At 70.4% G+C, this 16539-nt stretch carries 16 protein-coding genes and 1 tRNA gene; 6 read left to right on the top strand and 11 right to left on the bottom strand.

Translation table 11 applies throughout. The features are described from left to right. The first annotated feature begins 22 nt into the window (after positions 1-22). Positions 23-796 (top strand): hypothetical protein, encoded by a 774-nt coding sequence (locus ACH4RG_RS17160; RefSeq protein WP_397917141.1) that lies wholly within the window; start codon positions 23-25, stop codon positions 794-796. A gap of 60 nt (positions 797-856) precedes the next feature. Here the strand turns inward: ACH4RG_RS17160 and ACH4RG_RS17155 are convergent. Next, positions 857-931, bottom strand: a tRNA-Cys gene (locus ACH4RG_RS17155). A 224-nt stretch (positions 932-1155) separates the two neighbouring features. Between ACH4RG_RS17155 and ACH4RG_RS17150 the strand changes: the two genes are divergently transcribed. The 3 genes from ACH4RG_RS17150 (at position 1156) to ACH4RG_RS17140 (ending at position 4952) form a co-directional block, all read left to right on the top strand. Further along, positions 1156-2661, top strand: a complete 1506-nt coding sequence (locus tag ACH4RG_RS17150) for an MFS transporter (RefSeq protein ID WP_397917140.1) — start codon at positions 1156-1158, stop codon at positions 2659-2661. 39 nt (positions 2662-2700) lie between these two features. Continuing rightward, the gene (locus tag ACH4RG_RS17145; protein WP_397917139.1) at positions 2701-3009 is read left to right on the top strand and encodes a hypothetical protein; all 309 of its coding nucleotides are present in this window, start codon (positions 2701-2703) and stop codon (positions 3007-3009) included. Positions 3010-3167: 158 nt separating this feature from the next. After that, on the top strand, positions 3168-4952 hold the full coding sequence (locus ACH4RG_RS17140; protein ID WP_397917138.1) for a DEAD/DEAH box helicase: 1785 nt from the start codon (positions 3168-3170) through the stop codon (positions 4950-4952). Positions 4953-5033: 81 nt separating this feature from the next. On the opposite strand, the gene ACH4RG_RS17135 is transcribed toward ACH4RG_RS17140, so the two are convergent. From ACH4RG_RS17135 to ACH4RG_RS17125, 3 genes are read right to left on the bottom strand one after another with little or no spacing between them, the layout of a single operon-like run. Next, the gene (locus ACH4RG_RS17135) at positions 5034-5720 is read right to left on the bottom strand and encodes a hypothetical protein (RefSeq protein WP_397917137.1); all 687 of its coding nucleotides are present in this window, start codon (positions 5718-5720) and stop codon (positions 5034-5036) included. Positions 5721-5722: 2 nt separating this feature from the next. Beyond that, positions 5723-8023, bottom strand: a complete 2301-nt coding sequence (locus tag ACH4RG_RS17130) for a hypothetical protein (RefSeq protein WP_398539753.1) — start codon at positions 8021-8023, stop codon at positions 5723-5725. Beyond that, a complete protein-coding gene (locus ACH4RG_RS17125) occupies positions 8023-8475 on the bottom strand; it encodes a hypothetical protein (RefSeq protein ID WP_398539752.1) in 453 nt (150 codons plus the stop codon). The genes ACH4RG_RS17130 and ACH4RG_RS17125 overlap by 1 nt, the downstream gene beginning before the upstream one ends. Positions 8476-9000: 525 nt before the next feature. Between ACH4RG_RS17125 and ACH4RG_RS17120 the strand changes: the two genes are divergently transcribed. Then, the gene (locus tag ACH4RG_RS17120; RefSeq protein ID WP_397917134.1) at positions 9001-9645 is read left to right on the top strand and encodes an IclR family transcriptional regulator; all 645 of its coding nucleotides are present in this window, start codon (positions 9001-9003) and stop codon (positions 9643-9645) included. 101 nt (positions 9646-9746) lie between these two features. Beyond that, positions 9747-10535, top strand: coding sequence for a S16 family serine protease (locus tag ACH4RG_RS17115; protein WP_397917133.1), 789 nt, complete (start codon positions 9747-9749; stop codon positions 10533-10535). Here ACH4RG_RS17115 and ACH4RG_RS17110 read toward each other — a convergent pair. The 7 genes from ACH4RG_RS17110 to ACH4RG_RS17080 all read right to left on the bottom strand — a co-directional run bounded on the left by ACH4RG_RS17110 (position 10495) and on the right by ACH4RG_RS17080 (position 16527). Continuing rightward, complete coding sequence (locus ACH4RG_RS17110) at positions 10495-11829, bottom strand: MFS transporter (RefSeq protein WP_397917132.1); 1335 nt, start codon at positions 11827-11829, stop codon at positions 10495-10497. The genes ACH4RG_RS17115 and ACH4RG_RS17110 overlap by 41 nt on opposite strands. 26 nt (positions 11830-11855) lie before the next feature. Next, on the bottom strand, positions 11856-12050 hold the full coding sequence (locus ACH4RG_RS17105; protein ID WP_397927908.1) for a hypothetical protein: 195 nt from the start codon (positions 12048-12050) through the stop codon (positions 11856-11858). Between the two features lie 46 nt (positions 12051-12096). Beyond that, entirely contained in the window at positions 12097-12711 is a 615-nt protein-coding gene (locus ACH4RG_RS17100) for an ArsR/SmtB family transcription factor (protein WP_397917130.1), read from the bottom strand. 76 nt (positions 12712-12787) lie between these two features. Then, positions 12788-13756, bottom strand: a complete 969-nt coding sequence (locus tag ACH4RG_RS17095; protein ID WP_397917129.1) for a glycine betaine ABC transporter substrate-binding protein — start codon at positions 13754-13756, stop codon at positions 12788-12790. Continuing rightward, positions 13753-14622, bottom strand: coding sequence for an ABC transporter permease (locus ACH4RG_RS17090; protein ID WP_397917128.1), 870 nt, complete (start codon positions 14620-14622; stop codon positions 13753-13755). The genes ACH4RG_RS17095 and ACH4RG_RS17090 overlap by 4 nt, the downstream gene beginning before the upstream one ends. Beyond that, complete coding sequence (locus ACH4RG_RS17085) at positions 14619-15887, bottom strand: ABC transporter ATP-binding protein (protein ID WP_397917127.1); 1269 nt, start codon at positions 15885-15887, stop codon at positions 14619-14621. Before ACH4RG_RS17085 ends, ACH4RG_RS17090 begins: the two co-directional genes overlap by 4 nt. Beyond that, positions 15880-16527, bottom strand: a complete 648-nt coding sequence (locus tag ACH4RG_RS17080; protein ID WP_397917126.1) for an ABC transporter permease — start codon at positions 16525-16527, stop codon at positions 15880-15882. Before ACH4RG_RS17080 ends, ACH4RG_RS17085 begins: the two co-directional genes overlap by 8 nt. Positions 16528-16539: the final 12 nt, after the last annotated feature.

Below are 16539 nucleotides of genomic sequence, written 5' to 3'. Positions count from 1 at the left end.
TCCGAACAAGGGAGAGCCGTACGTGATCACTGAGCCGGAACTGGTGGGCGAGCCCGGGCCGGATACGCCCCCGGACGTGGTGAGCGGGTTCGATCCGGGGCAGGGAAGCCCGGCCGGTGGCCGGCGCCGGGTGCGGCGGCTGCTGTGGGTCGCCGCCGGAGCGGTGGTGGCGTCGGCGGTGTGGGCGACGGCGGTCTTCGCGTACGGGATCGGCGGTGACCGGAAGCCCGACCCGCGCGGCTACCGCGTGGAGTCCGACTCCTGCGCGGCGGTGGAGCTGAAGGCGCTCGCCAAGGCGGTGGGGGAGCCGGCGGCCGAGCCGTCGACCGAACTGGACGGCATCGAGCACCCCGCCCTCCACCGCATCCACTGCACCGTCGACTTCACGGCGGCGGCGGTTCGGGCGCCGGACGGCGATGAGGCATCGGGCTGGTCCATCGGCTATCAGGCGTCCCTCACGGCCGAGTTGCACAAGGAGACCGACCCGCGCCCCGAGTTCGAGGCGAGCAGCACGCTGACGGAGATCGACGGCACGGGCGTGGACCGGGTGGAGCGCGTACCGGACCTCGGCGACCTGGCCCATCTGCTGATCATGGAGGACGCGTCCCTGCGCGTGCGGGTGGTGGAAGGCGGGTTCGTCGCGACGCTCACCCTGTCCTCCTGGATGTCTCCTCCGGACATCGACAACGGAACGGACGGTCTGCCCGACGTGGTGGATCAGCCTGAGATGCTCGCCTACCGGGCCGATCTGATCAGCGATACGCGCGAGGTGATGAAAGCCCTGAAGACCGGCTGACGGGCTGACCGGCCGCAGACGGGGTGGCCGCCCCCTGTCGTGGGGACGGCCACCCGGCGATGGAGACCGTGACCGGATTCGAACCGGTGTAACTCGAGTTGCAGTCGAGCCCCTGAGCCTCTCGGGCACACGGTCGGGTATGGGCTTTGGTGCGGTGGTGCGGCGCTCTGTTCCCTTGCTGTCCATGACGCTACGGGTCTCCGACCGCCGCCTCAAGACATCCGTCGGGCCCGCAACGCGACTGCCATACGCCGTTCACACCCGGCCCTTGCCGGGGCTCGGGACCTACGACCAAGGGCCGAGTGCGGTGCCGCACATAGACAGGGTTCAAACTGCTCCATGCCCCTTACCCTGGGCCCATGACCGCCCTCGAACCGCGTGACGGCGCCGATGCCGCACACCTCGCGCCGCCCGCGACCGACGATCACTCCCCGGACCCGCTGTCCGACATCCCCCTCGCAGCCGTCGAAGGGGTCCTCGGGCGCACCTACCGGGCGCTCAGCATCGGCATCGTCTCCGTGGTGTTCCTCATCGCGTTCGAGGCCACGGCGGTCGGCACGGCCATGCCGGTCGCCGCGCGTGAGCTGAACGGGATCCCTCTCTACGCGTTCGCCTTCTCCGCGTACTTCACCACCAGCCTGTTCGCCATGGTCCTCTCCGGGCAGTGGGCCGACCGGCGCGGGCCGCTCCAGCCGCTCGCCACCGGGATCACCGCGTTCGGCGTCGGCCTGCTGCTCTCCGGGGCGGCCACCAGCATGTGGGTTTTCATCGCGGGCCGGGCGGTCCAGGGACTCGGTGGCGGGCTGGTGATCGTCGCCCTGTACGTGGTCATCGGGCGGGCCTACCCGGAGCGCATCCGGCCCGCGATCCTGGCGGCCTTCGCCGCGAGCTGGGTGATCCCCTCCGTCGTCGGGCCGCTCGCCTCCGGGACGGTGACCGAGCACCTCGGCTGGCGCTGGGTCTTCGTCGGCATCCCGGTCCTCATCGTGATCCCGCTCGTCCTGGCCCTCCCGGCGATCCGGCGGACGGCCTCCGGGCCCGCGGACCCGGCCGCCGCCACCGAACCGTACGACCGCCGCCGGATCCGGCTCGCGCTGGGGATCTCGGCCGGGGCGGGCCTGCTCCAGTACGCGGGGCAGGAGCTGCACTGGCTCGCCCTCCTGCCGGCCGCCCTCGGCGTCGCCCTGCTGGTGCCCGCCGTCCGCGGACTGCTGCCCACCGGGACCGTTCGGGCGGGGCGCGGGCTGCCCTCGGTGGTCCTGCTGCGCGGGGTCGCCGCCGGGTCGTTCATCGCCGCCGAGTCCTTCGTGCCGCTGATGCTGGTCACCCAGCGCGGGCTGTCCCCGACGATGGCCGGGCTCTCGCTGGCCGTGGGCGGGGCGACGTGGGCGCTCGGTTCGTTCGTACAGTCCCGGCCCCGCATGGAGCCCCACCGGGAGCGGCTGATGGTCAGCGGCATGGTGCTGGTCGCCGCCTCGATCGCGGTGGCGCCCTCCGTGCTGATCGAGGGGGTCCCGGTCTGGACCGTCGCCGTCGCCTGGGCCTTCGGCTGCTTCGGGATGGGCATGGTGATCGCCTCCACCAGCGTCCTGCTGCTGAAGCTGTCGGCCCCGGAGGAGGCGGGCTCCAACTCCGCCGCCCTCCAGATCTCCGACGGGCTCTCCAACGTGCTGCTCCTGGCCGGCGGCGGCGCGGCCTTCGCCGCGCTCGGCGGCGGGGCGGTGGGCGCGGCCGCGCACGGGGCGGTGGAGGCCGGAGCCGCCGGCTCGCACCCGGGCGCGTTCGCCGCCGTGTTCCTGCCGATGGCGGGCGTGGCGTTGGTGGGGGCCTGGGTGGCGACCCGGGTCGTCGTGCGGGAGAAGTAGCGGTACCACTCCGGCCCCGTCCGTCGGCACCGCTCTGGTATGGCTACGAACCTGCGTCGCCGTGACGGCCAGACCGAAGCCCTCAAGCAGCGTGCCGAGCAGGAAGGCACCAGCATGCACGCCCTACTGCTCCGGGCCGTGGACGACTACCTCGCCAGGACCGCGCGGCAGGCCGTCGTCCGCAGGACGGCCAAGGAGCAGGCGGCCGAGTGGAGCGAGCTGATGGAGCGGCTGCGCCCGGACCTCGACGCGGCGGAACGACTGGTCATCGATGTCGCCACGGGGGCGACGGACGAGATCAAGGTGATCTCCCCAGGTCTGCGGGACCTGGTCCTCGACGCGATGTGAGCACGGTCTCGTCGGCCCCCGGCACGGCTCGTTCGTGCCGGGTTCCCACCGGGCCCCCGGTAGGGTGGCCCGGTTGTCGTATCGCGGGCCGGGCCGATCAAGGGCCGGGACCGGTGCGGACAGCACCCCACGTACCCGAGAGCCCCGAACCGGAGACCGTGACTACTACCACCGCCTCCCACCACCTCTCACCCGCCTTCCCCGGCCGCGCCCCCTGGGGCACCGCCGGCAAGCTGCGAGCCTGGCAGCAGGGTGCCATGGAGAGGTACATCCAGGAGCAGCCGCGCGACTTCCTCGCCGTCGCGACGCCCGGCGCCGGCAAGACCACGTTCGCGCTGACCCTCGCGTCGTGGTTGCTGCACCACCATGTCGTGCAGCAGATCACCGTCGTCGCCCCGACCGAGCACCTCAAGAAGCAGTGGGCGGAGGCGGCCGCCCGGATAGGGATCAAGCTCGACCCCGATTACAGCGCCGGCCCGCTGAGCAAGGAGTACCACGGGGTCGCCGTGACGTACGCCGGTGTCGGCGTCCGTCCGATGCTGCACCGCAACCGCTGCGAGCAGCGCAAGACGCTCGTGATCCTCGACGAGATCCACCACGCCGGTGACTCGAAGTCCTGGGGCGAGGCCTGCCAGGAGGCGTTCGACCCGGCGACCCGGCGGCTCGCGCTGACCGGTACGCCGTTCCGGTCGGACACCAACCCGATCCCGTTCGTCGCGTACGAGGAGGGCAACGACGGCATCCGCCGCTCCTCCGCCGACTACACCTACGGCTACGGCAACGCGCTCGCCGACGGCGTCGTCCGCCCGGTCATCTTCCTCAGCTACAGCGGCAACATGCGCTGGCGCACGAAGGCCGGCGACGAGATCGCCGCGCGGCTCGGCGAGCCGATGACCAAGGACGCCATCGGGCAGGCCTGGCGCACGGCGCTGGCGCCCACCGGCGAGTGGATCCCCAACGTGCTCACCGCCGCTGACAAGCGGCTCACCGAGGTCCGCAAGGGCATCCCCGACGCGGGTGGCCTCGTCATCGCGACCGACCAGGAGTCGGCGCGCGCGTACGCCAAGATCCTCAAGAAGGTCACCGGGGAGACGCCGACCGTGGTCCTCTCCGACGAGAAGGCCGCCTCCAAGAAGATCGACCGGTTCAGCGGCGACGAGTCGCGCTGGATGGTCGCGGTCCGCATGGTGTCCGAGGGCGTCGACGTGCCGCGCCTCGCCGTCGGCGTCTACGCGACGACGATCTCCACGCCTCTCTTCTTCGCCCAGGCCGTCGGCCGCTTCGTGCGCTCCCGCAGGCGCGGCGAGACGGCCTCCGTCTTCGTCCCGACCATCCCGATGCTCCTCGACTTCGCCAACGAGATGGAGGTCGAGCGCGACCACGTGCTCGACAAGCCGAAGAAGGGCAGCGACGAGGAGAACCCGTTCTCGGAGGAGGACAAGCTCCTCGCCGACGCGGAGAGGCTGGAGGACGAGGAGACCGAGGAGCAGCTGCCCTTCGAGGCGCTGGAGTCCGATGCCGTCTTCGACCGGGTGCTGTACGACGGCGCCGAGTTCGGCATGCAGGCCCACCCCGGCTCCGAGGAGGAACAGGACTACCTCGGCATCCCCGGGCTCCTCGAACCCGACCAGGTCCAGCTCCTCCTCCAGAAGCGGCAGACCCGGCAGATCGCGCACAGCCGCCAGAAGCCGGCCGAGGAGGCCGACCTCCTGGAGAAGCCGGCCGACGCCCGGCCCGTGGTCACCCACAAGCAGCTGCTGAGCCTGCGCAAGCAGCTCAACACCACGGTCTCCGCCTACACGCACCAGAGCGGCAAGCCCCACGGGGTGATCCACAACGAACTGCGCCGCGTCTGCGGCGGCCCGCCGAGCGCGGAGGCCACGGCACACCAGATCCAGCAGCGGATCGCGAAGGTCCAGGAGTGGGCGACGCGGATGACGTGACCGGGAGAACGGGCCCGAGGAAGGAGGGCGGGACGCGCATCCGTACGCGTCCCGCCCTCCTTCGCGTCCTCGTCGAGGCCGTCAGCCGTGCACGGGCTCGGGGACCTGGTCGGGCAGCGCGGCCTCGTCGGCGCAGCCGAGCTCGTTGGCCAGGCCGCGGGCGACGTCGTTGAGGACGGTCATGCGGTCCTTGGGGGTGGAGGCGGGGTCCACACCGGCCACGGTGAACATGCTGGCCTTCACGTACGACGCCTTCCCCTGCTTGCCCTCTGTGGAGCAGGAGAAGTACAGGTAAGCGCCGCCGTCACCCTTCACGTAGGCGTGCACGCCCAGGGCGAACGGGAGGTGCTCGTCGTCCTTGCTCATGTCAGGGCGGTCCGCCCGCGGTTCGAATTCGACTTCCAGCTGGGGGTGCCCGCTGTCGTCGTCAGCACGGTAGACGTTGCAGTCCAGGCGCTCACCGATTTTCCCGTGCAGGTGCTTCGCAGCGAGCTCGAGAGAGAACGTGCCCGGTTCCCCCGATGCGTCTCGCCCGGTCAGTTCGGTGAAACGGTCGGTCCCGCTGACCCGCCGCAGCGCCTGCTGTGCCGATTCTCGGAGCGTCCCGTCGCACACCTGCTCGGCGGAGAGCACGTCCTGCTTGCCGTTGTCCTCGTCCCCGCCGCAGGCGGTCGCCGCCACCGCGAGCAGCAGCACCCCGTAAGCGGCGCGGAGCCAGGCTGTCGCGGCCCGTTTCTGTCGCGAGGTTCGGTCCGATGGCCATGGCATGTTCAGTCCTTGTACGGAGCGCGTCCGCGATAGTCGTTCTGTCCGGAGCCGGTGCCGAGGTAACTCTCCTTGATTTCCTGGTTCCACTCCTGGTCATCGCCGACCCCAGCGACCTCTGGATTGTCCTTCACATAAGCGAGATAGGCCTTGCCGAGATCGTCCACCCCTTGGTTGTAGAAGTCCTGACTGGTCATCTGGGCCTGCTGCGAGGGGTCTTTCTGGGCACCGTCGATCCCCTTGTCGATCTCGTGCCCGATGAACGTGTTGACGGCGTTGCCGACCGTCTCCGCGGCCAGTGGTGCGACCACCAGCGCCGCCGCCGTGGAACCGGGCACCGGAATCGCGGCGATACCGCCTCCCACCACGACTCCAGCACCCAGCTTTGCCCAGTCGCCGGAACGGCCGAGGGACTTGTTCTGTTGCTCCGCCTCGTCCTCGTACGTCTTCTCCGCCTGCTGTACTCGGGAGTGGTCGAGGATGCCGCGCGCTTCGGCACCTGTCGTCAGAGCATCGTGCGCGTTGTCGATGTTCGCTTTGCTCGTTGCGGGGTTGGCGTCGAGCACGCTCAGTGTGTACAGGTGCTCTGCCGCCGTGACGACACCGTGCGAGGTCTCATTCTGGCCGAGCACGCTCAGGAAGCTGACGGCACCCTGGTTGCCGAGGTCCGCGCGACCGGCGTACTTCGCCGGAAAGGCCCCCTCGTCCTTCATATGGTCCCCGACTCCCGTCAGGCTGTAGTTGATGTCGTCGATGTACGCCGCCCCCATCTTGCCGAGGCTATCGGCCAACTGGGACTGCTCATGGAGCATCTTCGGCCCGTCCTCGCTCCCGTACAGGAACGCGACCTGTTCCATGACCCCTGCCGTCTCCGCGGTGCGCAGATCGCGGTTGCCAGGGGTCATCGGGTCCTTGGCGGTCATCGGGTCGCCGTCGTAGACGTATCCGGTGGTGGCGGCCTCCAGCGCGTGGCCGAGGGAGTCGTGGCCCGCGATGACCTTGTTGTCACCGCCCATGACGAGGGCGTCGGACAGCCAGATGCGTTCCTTCGTCAGGTACGTGAGGTTCTCGTTCACCTCCGATTCCTTGTCGACCCCCGCTCCGGCGCCTTCCGGCTGGGCGAAGAACTGCGTCGCGGCACCGGGGTTGTGGCCGAGGGCCTCCAGGAATCCGGTCATCGGGTCGCGGCCCCGGTCGTCCTTGCTGTAAAAGTTCAGGTCGCCGTTGTTCCAGTTGTTGATCCATGGGCTCATGTGCTCGACGTTGCGTTCCTTGTCGAACGCCACGAGCTTCTCGCCGTAGTCGTTGAGGAACTGGTCGTCGTAGTCGCCGAACCGCATGAGATTGCTCATGACGGCGAATCCACGGGGATTGTTCGCGTGGTCGGTGCCGAGTTCCTCCGGGCCCAGCTTGACCATTTTCTGCTCCCAGGACCGCATGGCCGCGCTGTCGGACAGCGTGGCGGTGCCCAGCGCGACCCCCAGATTCTTCTGGAGGAGCTTGGCCTGCTCCAGCCGCTTGGGGTCGGCGCCATAGCCCTGGTACGGGTCGGCGACGCCGGCGTAGAACTTCAGCAGCCCGTCGGGCGTCGTGGAGGTGGTGAGCTTCTCCGCGAACAAGGGGTCCTTGCCGTACTTGGCGAGTGTGGCGTTGACCGTGTTCAGCTCGGTCGTCGTGAGGTCGGTCGGGTCCTTCTTGAGGATCTTGGCGAGCGCCGCCGCCTCGGCGACGGCCTTCGCCGCGGAGTCCCGGTCCGTGTAGTCGGCGCCGGAGAACCCGTGCTCGGCCTGGTCCACGATGAGCCGCAGCGCCTCGGACGCGGTGCTGTCGCTGCGCGTGGCCTTCTCCAGGATGGCCTGGACCCGGTCGCGCAGGCCGTCCACGTCGCTCTGGCTGTGCTCGGGGAGCGTGGTGCCCTGGGCGGCGCGGTCCGGGTGGATGTTCATGGTGACGGTGAACGAGCCGTCGCCCGTGTCCCTGACCGTCAGGTTCTTCTTCCCACTCTGCGAGATCACCTCGTTGAGCTCGTCGCGGAAGGCGACCAGCTCGTCCCGGGTGTCTCCGAGGATGCGGGCGACCGTGCGGGCCTGGGTGTGGGCGTCGGCGAACTCGCCCGCGGTCTTGTCCACGAAGGACCGGGTGACGGTGGCGTTCTCCCCGGCCCACCGGGCCTTCGCCGCCTTGCCGCCCAGGTTGTCCTTGGCGTCGCTCTTGAGCGTCGCCAACCTCTTGACCATCTGCTCCCAGTCGGTGATCGCCTCACCGAGCTGCGAGAAGTTGCCGAAGCGGAGGGCGTCGAGGTCCATCAGGCACCCTTCCTCTCGTTGAAGCCCGCGTCGAGCGTGGCGATGCTGCTGACGGTTCCGGCGATGTGGACCTCGTCGCCCGCGTGGGCGCCCTTGGTGAAGTCGAGGTGGTTGGAGATGTGCGCGGTGGCGTCCGACAACGACCTGGACTGGTCGATCCAGCGCGTGGCCACGTGGTCCAGCGCGCCGCCGAGTGCGAACCCCTGGGTCTTCAGCCCTCCGGCCGCCTTCTGAGAAGCCGCGCGGGCGTGTTCGCTCACCCGGCCGAAGTTCTGATGCAGTTCGAAAGCCGCGTCTCCGATCGCGGCCAGGTCCCTCTGGTTGACCGCGAGGTCCCCTTGCCGGCTGCCGCCCCCGCCACTCGGTTCCGGCGGTAACTGGTTCAGTTGCATCCGCTGCGACCGCTGGTCGGCCGCGTCGGCCTTCAGCTGCTCCCACTCGTTCCACGTCATGGATCTGAACGCCTCCCGCGAACCCGGCCGCCCGTTGTCGGCGGCTGTGTGTCAGGGAAGCTACCAATCGGGCGCGTCGCGAGGCCGCCCGTCCCGTTGTTCGTCACACATTCCGAACAGACGCGCCTGCCGACGGTGATCCCAGAGAGGCGCAGGAAATCGTGTACCAATCCTTAACGCAGTGTTAACGCCTGTTCACCCCCGGGTGTGCCGTGTCGCGCACCAGTCGTGACACGTGAACGCGCGTAGATGTTCGCTTTCCGGACGCCGCCCCGCTGACCGGCCCTTATGCGCGGGCCGTTCCGGGGCTCCGTGTCCGGAGACCGGATTCTGGACGAGGACTTCCGCTGAGCGGACTGGATCGCTACTGTCCCCGCCATATGAACGCCCCGTGGCAACGCCGCCGCGGAGCGCAGCCGGTGCCTTGCCAGGCCGGCGGCCTCTCCGTGCGTCGCCGCTGGGACCGGCGTCGCAACCCCGCCGGAGCAGGACCGTCGTCGCTCACCCCGAAGAGGAGAGGGCGTCGTGACAGCGGAGACCTCCCAGACGCTCGACCGAGGACTGCGCGTCCTCAAACTGCTCGCCGACACCGACCACGGTCTGACCGTCACCGAGTTGTCCAACAAGCTCGGTGTCAACCGGACCGTCGTCTACCGATTGCTCGCCACCCTGGAGCAGCATGCCCTGGTCCGCCGTGACCTGGGCGGCCGCGCCCGGGTCGGCCTGGGTGTGCTGCGGCTCGGCCGCCAGGTGCATCCGCTCGTCCGGGAAGCCGCGCTGCCCGCGCTGCGCTCCCTGGCCGAGGACATAGGGGCCACCGCCCATCTCACGCTCGTCGACGGCAGCGACGCCCTCGCGGTCGCCGTCGTCGAGCCCACCTGGACCGACTACCACGTCGCCTACCGGGCCGGCTTCCGCCATCCGCTGGACCGGGGAGCGGCGGGCCGGGCCATCCTGTCCGCCCGGCAGTCGACGGAGGCCGGACACCCCGGCTACACCCTCACCCACGGAGAACTCGAGGCCGGGGCCAGCGGGGCGGCCGCGCCCCTGGTCGGGGTCTCGGGTGTGGAGGGCAGCGTCGGCGTCGTCATGCTCGCCGATGCTGTACCGGAACGGGTCGGGCCCCGCGTGCTCGACGCCGCCCGGGAGGTGGCCGACGCGCTGCGGTAGGCCGTACCGGCCGGGGGCGCCCCGGTCCGTCCCCGCGGAGGCGGCGGGGACGGCGTACGCCTGGCGCGTTCCGGCCGGAGGGCGGCGGTTAGATTGGGTGCGTGCTCACTCGTCTCACGCGCCCCCGCGTCCTCGCCCTCTGCGCGCTGCCCGTGCTCGCCCTCTTCGGTACGGCGGCCCTCGCACCGCTGCCGTTCACCCTGGCCCGGCCCGGACTGACCGCGGACGTGCTCGGCGAGGACGACGGGCGGCCGGTGATCACCATCACCGGCACCGAGACCCGGCCCACCGACGGGCAGCTGAGGATGACGACGATCCTCGCCACCGGGCCGAAGACGGACGTCCGTATCGGCGAGGTGATCGACGGCTGGTTCCGGACCGACCGGGCGGTCATGCCGCGCGACTCCGTCTACCCCACCGGTGGCTCCGAGAAGGAGATCGAGAAGCACAACCTCGACGACATGAGGCAGTCGCAGAACGTCGCCGTCGACGCCGCCCTCGACTACCTGGACCGCGAGCCCGGTTCGATGCGCGTCGAGGTGGACCTCGGCGACGTCGGCGGCCCGAGCGCCGGCCTCTTCCTCTCCCTCGGCATCATCGACAAGCTCGACGGCAACGGCTCCGGCGGCGACCTCACCGGCGGCCGCACCATCGCCGGCACGGGGACGATCAGCGCGGACGGCAAGGTCGGCGCGGTCGGCGGCGTGTCGATGAAGGCCCAGGGCGCCCACCGCGACGGGGCGAGCGTCTTCCTCGTGCCGAAGGCCGAGTGCGCTCAGGCGGAGGCCGAGGCGCCCGACGGGCTGCGGATCGTGCCCGTCTCCACGCTGAAGGACGCGGTCGGCTCGCTCAGGGCCCTGGAGTCGGGCGGGAAGGTGCCGAGCTGCTGACCTGCGGCGGCACTGGCGGCACCGACTTCACGGGTGGCGCCGGCTGTACGGGCTCCGTCACCGGCCCGTCGTCCAGCGTCCGCCAGGAAGGGAACACCAGCGGGCTCAGCGTGGCCAGGAAGTAGACCCCGCCCATCAGCAGCAGCGCCCCCGTCGCGCCCGCGCCCTCCACCAGCAGCCCGGCCGCCAGTCCGCCCAGCGGCATCGCGAACTCGCAGCCCGCCGTCAGCGCCCCCGACACCCGGCTGCGCAGCCGGTCCGGCACCCGCTCGTAGGTCACCGTCGTCAGGATCGGGTTCAGCACGCCGCCCGCGATCCCGCCGAGCAGCATCGTCACCGCGAGCGGCAGCGTCGTCCCGGTCACCGCGGCGACCAGGAACCTCGGCGCCCCGCACAGGATCACGCACACCGTGAACACCGTCCGCCGTGAGAACCGGTGCCCCACCGCCCCGTACAGCAGGGCCCCCGCCAGCCCGCCCGCCCCGAACAGCGCGGTGAGCAGGCCGATGGCGGTCGCGCCGCCCAGCTCGGCCTCGGCGTGCACCGGGAGCAGCACGGCATACCAGCCCTGGTCGGTGCCGTTCATGAACATCACCATGACCACGATCGCCAGCAGCAGCCGGTTGCCCAGCAGGTGGGCGTATCCCTCGCGGAGTTCGGAGCCGTACGTGCGCAGCGATACCGGGGCTTCGGCCTTCCTCGGTTCGGCCGCGCGCACTCCCCGTACCCCCGTGGCGATCAGCAGGGCGGACAGCCCGAACGTCGCCGCGTCCAGCAGCAGGACCGTCTCCGCGCCGACGAGGGCGATGAGGACTCCGGCGAGCGCCGCGCCGACCATCCGGGCCCCGCGCGAGACCGCGTCGAAGAGGCTGGCGGCCCGGGGGAGCGTGGTGCCGGCGTGCTCGGCCAGGTCCGGGATCAGGACGTAGCGCGCGGTGTTGCCCGGGGTGTGGGAGAACCCGTTGACCGCCATCAGCGCGCACAGCATCCAGAAGTCGAGGACGCCGGCGAAGTGCAGCAGCGGGATCGCTGAGATGGCTGCCGCACACACGGTGTCGGAGGCGATGGCGACCCGGCGACGGCCGATCCGGTCGATGACCGGTCCGCCGATCAGTGCGGCGACGACGATGGGCAGGGTGGCGCAGAAGGCGACGAGGCCGGCCCGGCCCGCGCTGCCGGTGGTCTCCAGGACGAACCAGGGGACGCCGATCAGGGTGAGTGAAGTCCCCGCGGTGGAAATGGCGTTGGCCGCGAGCGTGGCGGCGAGCGGGGTGCGGTTTCCGCGTTGCCCCATGATGCTGTCTCCCCCCGAGCCGATGGTCAGGCCGGACGGAAGGCGGCGGTGCGGGGCGCGGTTGCCTCCCGGCTCCGGGTCGTCAGGCGCAGCCCCACCTCGACCAGGGTCCAGCCGACCCGGGTGCGCAGGTCGGCGCGAGGGAGGCGGAACGCCGTGGCCGTGTGGTGGAGTTCGGCGGCTCGGGTGGTGTGAAGGAGGTGGTGGACGTCGGCGTGCATAACGGGATTCCCTTCAGGTGGTGGGGAGTTGTGGTGTGCGGTGGCTTCATTCGGAGGCGCGCGGAAAGGTGTGCAGGTGCGTCCGGACGACGGCCGATCCCTCGGTGTCGTCGGGGACGCGGCCCCGGTAGCTCTCCACGAGCTCCTGGGCCTTCTGGGACAGCTCCAGGGCGAGTTCCGGGGTGAGGCGGATCGTGAAGTCGCTCATGTCCCAGCTGCGCTGCCACTCGTCCGGCCAGTCGTCCATCGTGCCCAGCCAGGTGTTCAGCTCCTGGGCGTGGCCGGTGGCCGTCTCGTGGAGGACGAAGTCGATGGCCCCGCGCACCTCGGGGTCGGCGTGCGTCCGGAACTCGGCGCTCTCGACGGTCGAGCCGTCGTGGGCCGCCCGCCACCAGCGTTCGCGGCCCTTGCCCAGCTCCGGGGCGTCCTCGACCATGCCGGACTCGGCCAACTGGCGCAGGTGGTAGCTGGTCGCGCCGCTGGACTCGCCCAGCCGCTCGCCGAGCTGGGAGGCGGTGGCGGGGCCGAACTCGCGCAGTGCTTTCAGCAGCCGCATCCGGAGGGGGTGCGCGATGGCCCGCAAGGTGCGGGCGTCGACGTTGTGGATCTTCCGGTCGGTGCCGTCGTAGCGGTAGGGGCGGACGTCCTCGTTCTCTGCCATGGTGCGAAGATAGAGATGCAAAGAATACTTTGCAAGGCTTTTTTGCAAGGAACTGTTTGCAGCGATCCTTGGTAACTCACCCCTCCTCGATGAACCCCTCCGCCACCAGCCAGTCCTTCGCCACCTCGTGCGGGTCCTCGCCCTCCACGTCCACCTTGGCGTTCAGCGTCTGCGCCACCTCGGTCGTCAGTTTCCTCGCCAGCGGGTCCAGCAGTTCCGCGATCACCGGGTACTTGTCGAAGGTCGCCTCGTGGATCACCGGGGAGGCGTTGTAGTTGGGGAAGAAGTTCTTGTCGTCCTCCAGGACGTCCAGGTTCATGGCCTTGATCCGGCCGTCGGTGGTGAACACCTCGCCCAGCAGGCAGGAGTCGGACTCGGAGACCTGGGTGTAGATGATCCCGGCGTCCATCTTCCGGATGTTGCCCGCCGGGATGTTCATCCCGTACTTCTTCTCCATGCCGGGAAGCCCGTCGTCGCGGGAGGCGAACTCGTTCTCCACGCAGATCGTCACCGCGCCCGGGTCCTTCTTCGCCAGGGCCGCCACGTCCGAGAGGGTCTTCAGCCGGTACCTGGCGTTGTTCTTCTCGCTGACGGCCAGCGCGTACGTGTTGTCGAGCGGCGCCGGCGGCAGCCAGACCACCCCGTTGCCCCGGTCCTCGTCCCGCACCGCCTCGTACTGCTTCCTCGGGTCGACGATCGGGTCCGCGTGGCCGAGGAAGGTGATCCAGCCGGTGCCGGTGTAGTCCCACTGGGCGTCGGCGTCGCCGTTGATGATGGCCTCGCGCGCGCTGATCGAACCGGGCAGGTTCGTTCGGTCCAGGACCTCCGCCCCGGCCGCCTTGAACACCAGGCCGGTCATCTGGCCCAGGACGATGTTCTCGCTGAAGTTCTTGGACGTCACGGTCAGCGTCGCGCCCTTGAGCGGCTCGCCCTGCCCGACCGATCCCGGCGACACGTCGTCCACCATCGGCGAACCGCTTTTGAGCCCGCAGCCGCCCACCAGCAGCACCGGCACCACCACCAGCGGCAGCAGTTTCCTCCTCATCGCTCCTCCAGCCCGCGCGGCGTCAGCGCCAACTCGGCCAGCGAGGCCAGCCAGTCCACCAGCAGGGCCAGCACCACCGTCAGCACCGAGCCGATGACCAGCACCGGCATCCGCTGCGTCTGGATCCCCGACGTGATCAGGTCGCCCAGTCCGCCGCCCCCGCCGAACGTCGCCAGCGTCGCCGTGCCGACGTTCAGGACGAGTGCCGTTCGCACCCCGGCCAGGATCAGCGGGACCGCGAGCGGCAGCTCCACCTTCATCAGGACGCCCCGGCCGGACATCCCCATCCCGCGCGCCGCCTCGATCATGTTCGGCTCGATCCCCCGCAGGCCCGCCACCGTGTTGGAGAGCACCGGCAGCACCGCGTAGATCACGATCCCGATGATCGCGGTCCGCGGGCCGATGCCCAGCCAGATCACCAGCAGCGCCAGCAGGCCGATCGCGGGCGTGGCCTGCCCGATGTTGGCCAGCGCGGTGAACGCCGGGGCCGCCTTCCGCAGCCGCCGCCGCGTCAGGGCGATGCCCAGCGGGATCGCGATGATCAGCACCCAGAACGTGGAGATCGCCGTCAGTCGCACGTGCTGCCACCAGCGCAGCTGCACATTGCCGCCGGTCAGCGAGTTCTCCGCGATCGAGTCCAGGTGGGTGTTGGTGATCCAGACGTAGGTGACGACGAGGATCATCACCAGCACCACCGGCAGGACCACCAGCTTCCGCCAGGTGAACCGGCGCTCCGGCGCGGTCGGGGCGGGGGAGGGGTCGCTCTCCTCGTCGTGGAACGCGTGGCCCTTGACGTCGTGCTCGCCCGGCGGCCGGGTGGGGGCGGCCGGACCCTTGCCGGAGCCGGCCCGATGGCTGGGACTCATCGGCCGCCGCCACCCCCCTCCAGCTCCTGCTCCGTCCGGTGGACCCGCAGCTCCTCCAGCTCGTGCTGGTGCTCCATCGCCGTCAGCCGGTCGGCCTCCAGCAGCTCCTGCACGTTGTCCATCAGCGTCTTCATGTCGACGACCCCGATGAACTCGCCGCGCCGCCCGGTCACCGCGACCCGGCCCCCGCTGTCGGTGAGGACCGCCTCCAGCGCGTCGTGCAGCGTGGCGTCCCGGGTCACCGTGTCGTGCACCAGCTGCCCGGCCCGCGCCAGCGAACCGCGCGCCCGCATCAGGTCGCCGCGCCGCAGCCACTTGTACGGGCGGTTGCGGCGGTCCAGCATCAGCAGTTCGTTGTGCGGGCCGCTGCGCAGCTTGTTGAAGATCGACTGGAGCGGGTCCTCGACCGTCACCGTCGGGAAGTCCGCGATGCCCACATCCCGTACGCGGGTCAGATTCAGCCGCTTCAGGGCCGCGCCCGCGCCGACGAAGCCGGAGACGAAGTCGTCCGTCGGGTTGGTGAGGATGGCCTCGGGGGTGTCGAACTGCGCGATGTGCGAGCGCTCCCGCAGCACCGCGATCCGGTCGCCGAGCTTGATCGCCTCGTCGAAGTCGTGGGTGACGAACACGATCGTCTTGTGCAGCTCGTGCTGGAGCCGGATCAGCTCGTCCTGGAGGTGGTCGCGGGTGATCGGGTCGACCGCCCCGAACGGCTCGTCCATCAGCAGTACGGGAGGGTCGGCGGCCAGCGCCCGAGCCACCCCCACCCGCTGCTGCTGCCCGCCGGAGAGCTGGCGCGGATAGCGGCCGTGGAACTCGCGCGGGTCCAGGCCCACCAGGTCGAGCATCTCCTCCACCCGGTCCCTGACCCGCGGCTTGGACCAGCCGACCATCTTCGGGACCAGGGCGATGTTGTCCGCCACCGTCATGTGCGGGAAGAGGCCGGAGGACTGGATCGCGTAGCCGATCTTGCGGCGCAGCTTCACCGGGTCGATGTCGGTGACGTCCTCGTCGTCGATCCGGATCCGGCCCGACGTCGGCTCGATCAGCCGGTTGATCATCTTCAGGGTGGTGGACTTCCCGCAGCCGGAGGGCCCGACGAAGACCACCGTCTCGCCCGCCCTGATCTCCATCGAGACGTTCTCGACGGCCGGGTTCGGGTTGCCCGGGTAGCTCTTGGTGAGGTTCTCCAGCTGGATGGTGGCCCCGGAGGTGGCGGTGGCACCCTCCTCCGCGACGACGGCGCCGGTCTCGGTCTCAGGCACGGATCCCCCTCGGGATGGTCAGCCGCCCCAGCAGGACGTACGCGGCGTCGAAGAGCAGGGCGAGGACGACGATGCCGAGCGTGCCCGCGAGGACCTGGTTGATCGCGTTGGCGCTGCCCAGCGAGGCGATGCCCCGGAAGATCTCGTTGCCGAGGCCGGGCCCGGAGGCGTACGCGGCGATGGCGGCGATGCCCATCAGCATCTGGGTGGAGACCCGGATCCCGGTCAGGATCGGCGGCCAGGCGAGCGGCAGCTCCACCCGGCACAGCCGCGCCGGCCGCGACATCCCGATGCCCGTCGCCGCGTCGACCAGCGACGGGTCGACGCCCCGCAGCCCGACGATGGCGTTCCGGACGATCGGCAGCAGCCCGTACAGCGTCAGGGTGATCACGGTCGGCGCGACACCGAGGCCGACCAGCGGGATCAGCAGACCGATCGCGGCGAGCGAGGGGATGGTGAGGATCGTGGACGTGGAGGTGATGGCGAGCGAGCCGCCCCAGCCGCTGCGGTAACTCACCACGCCGATGACCACGCCCAGCACGGTGGCGATGACCATGCACTGGAAGACCGCGCTGACGTGCTGGAACGCATCCGTGAGGAGCTGCTGGTGGCGGGTGTTCAGATACTCCCAGAAGCTCACACGGCGCTCCTT

The sequence above is a fragment of the Streptomyces sp. NPDC021019 genome (genome assembly GCF_044333295.1).
GTDB lineage: Bacteria > Actinomycetota > Actinomycetes > Streptomycetales > Streptomycetaceae > Streptomyces.
This window is presented reverse-complemented; position numbering and strand designations above follow the sequence as displayed.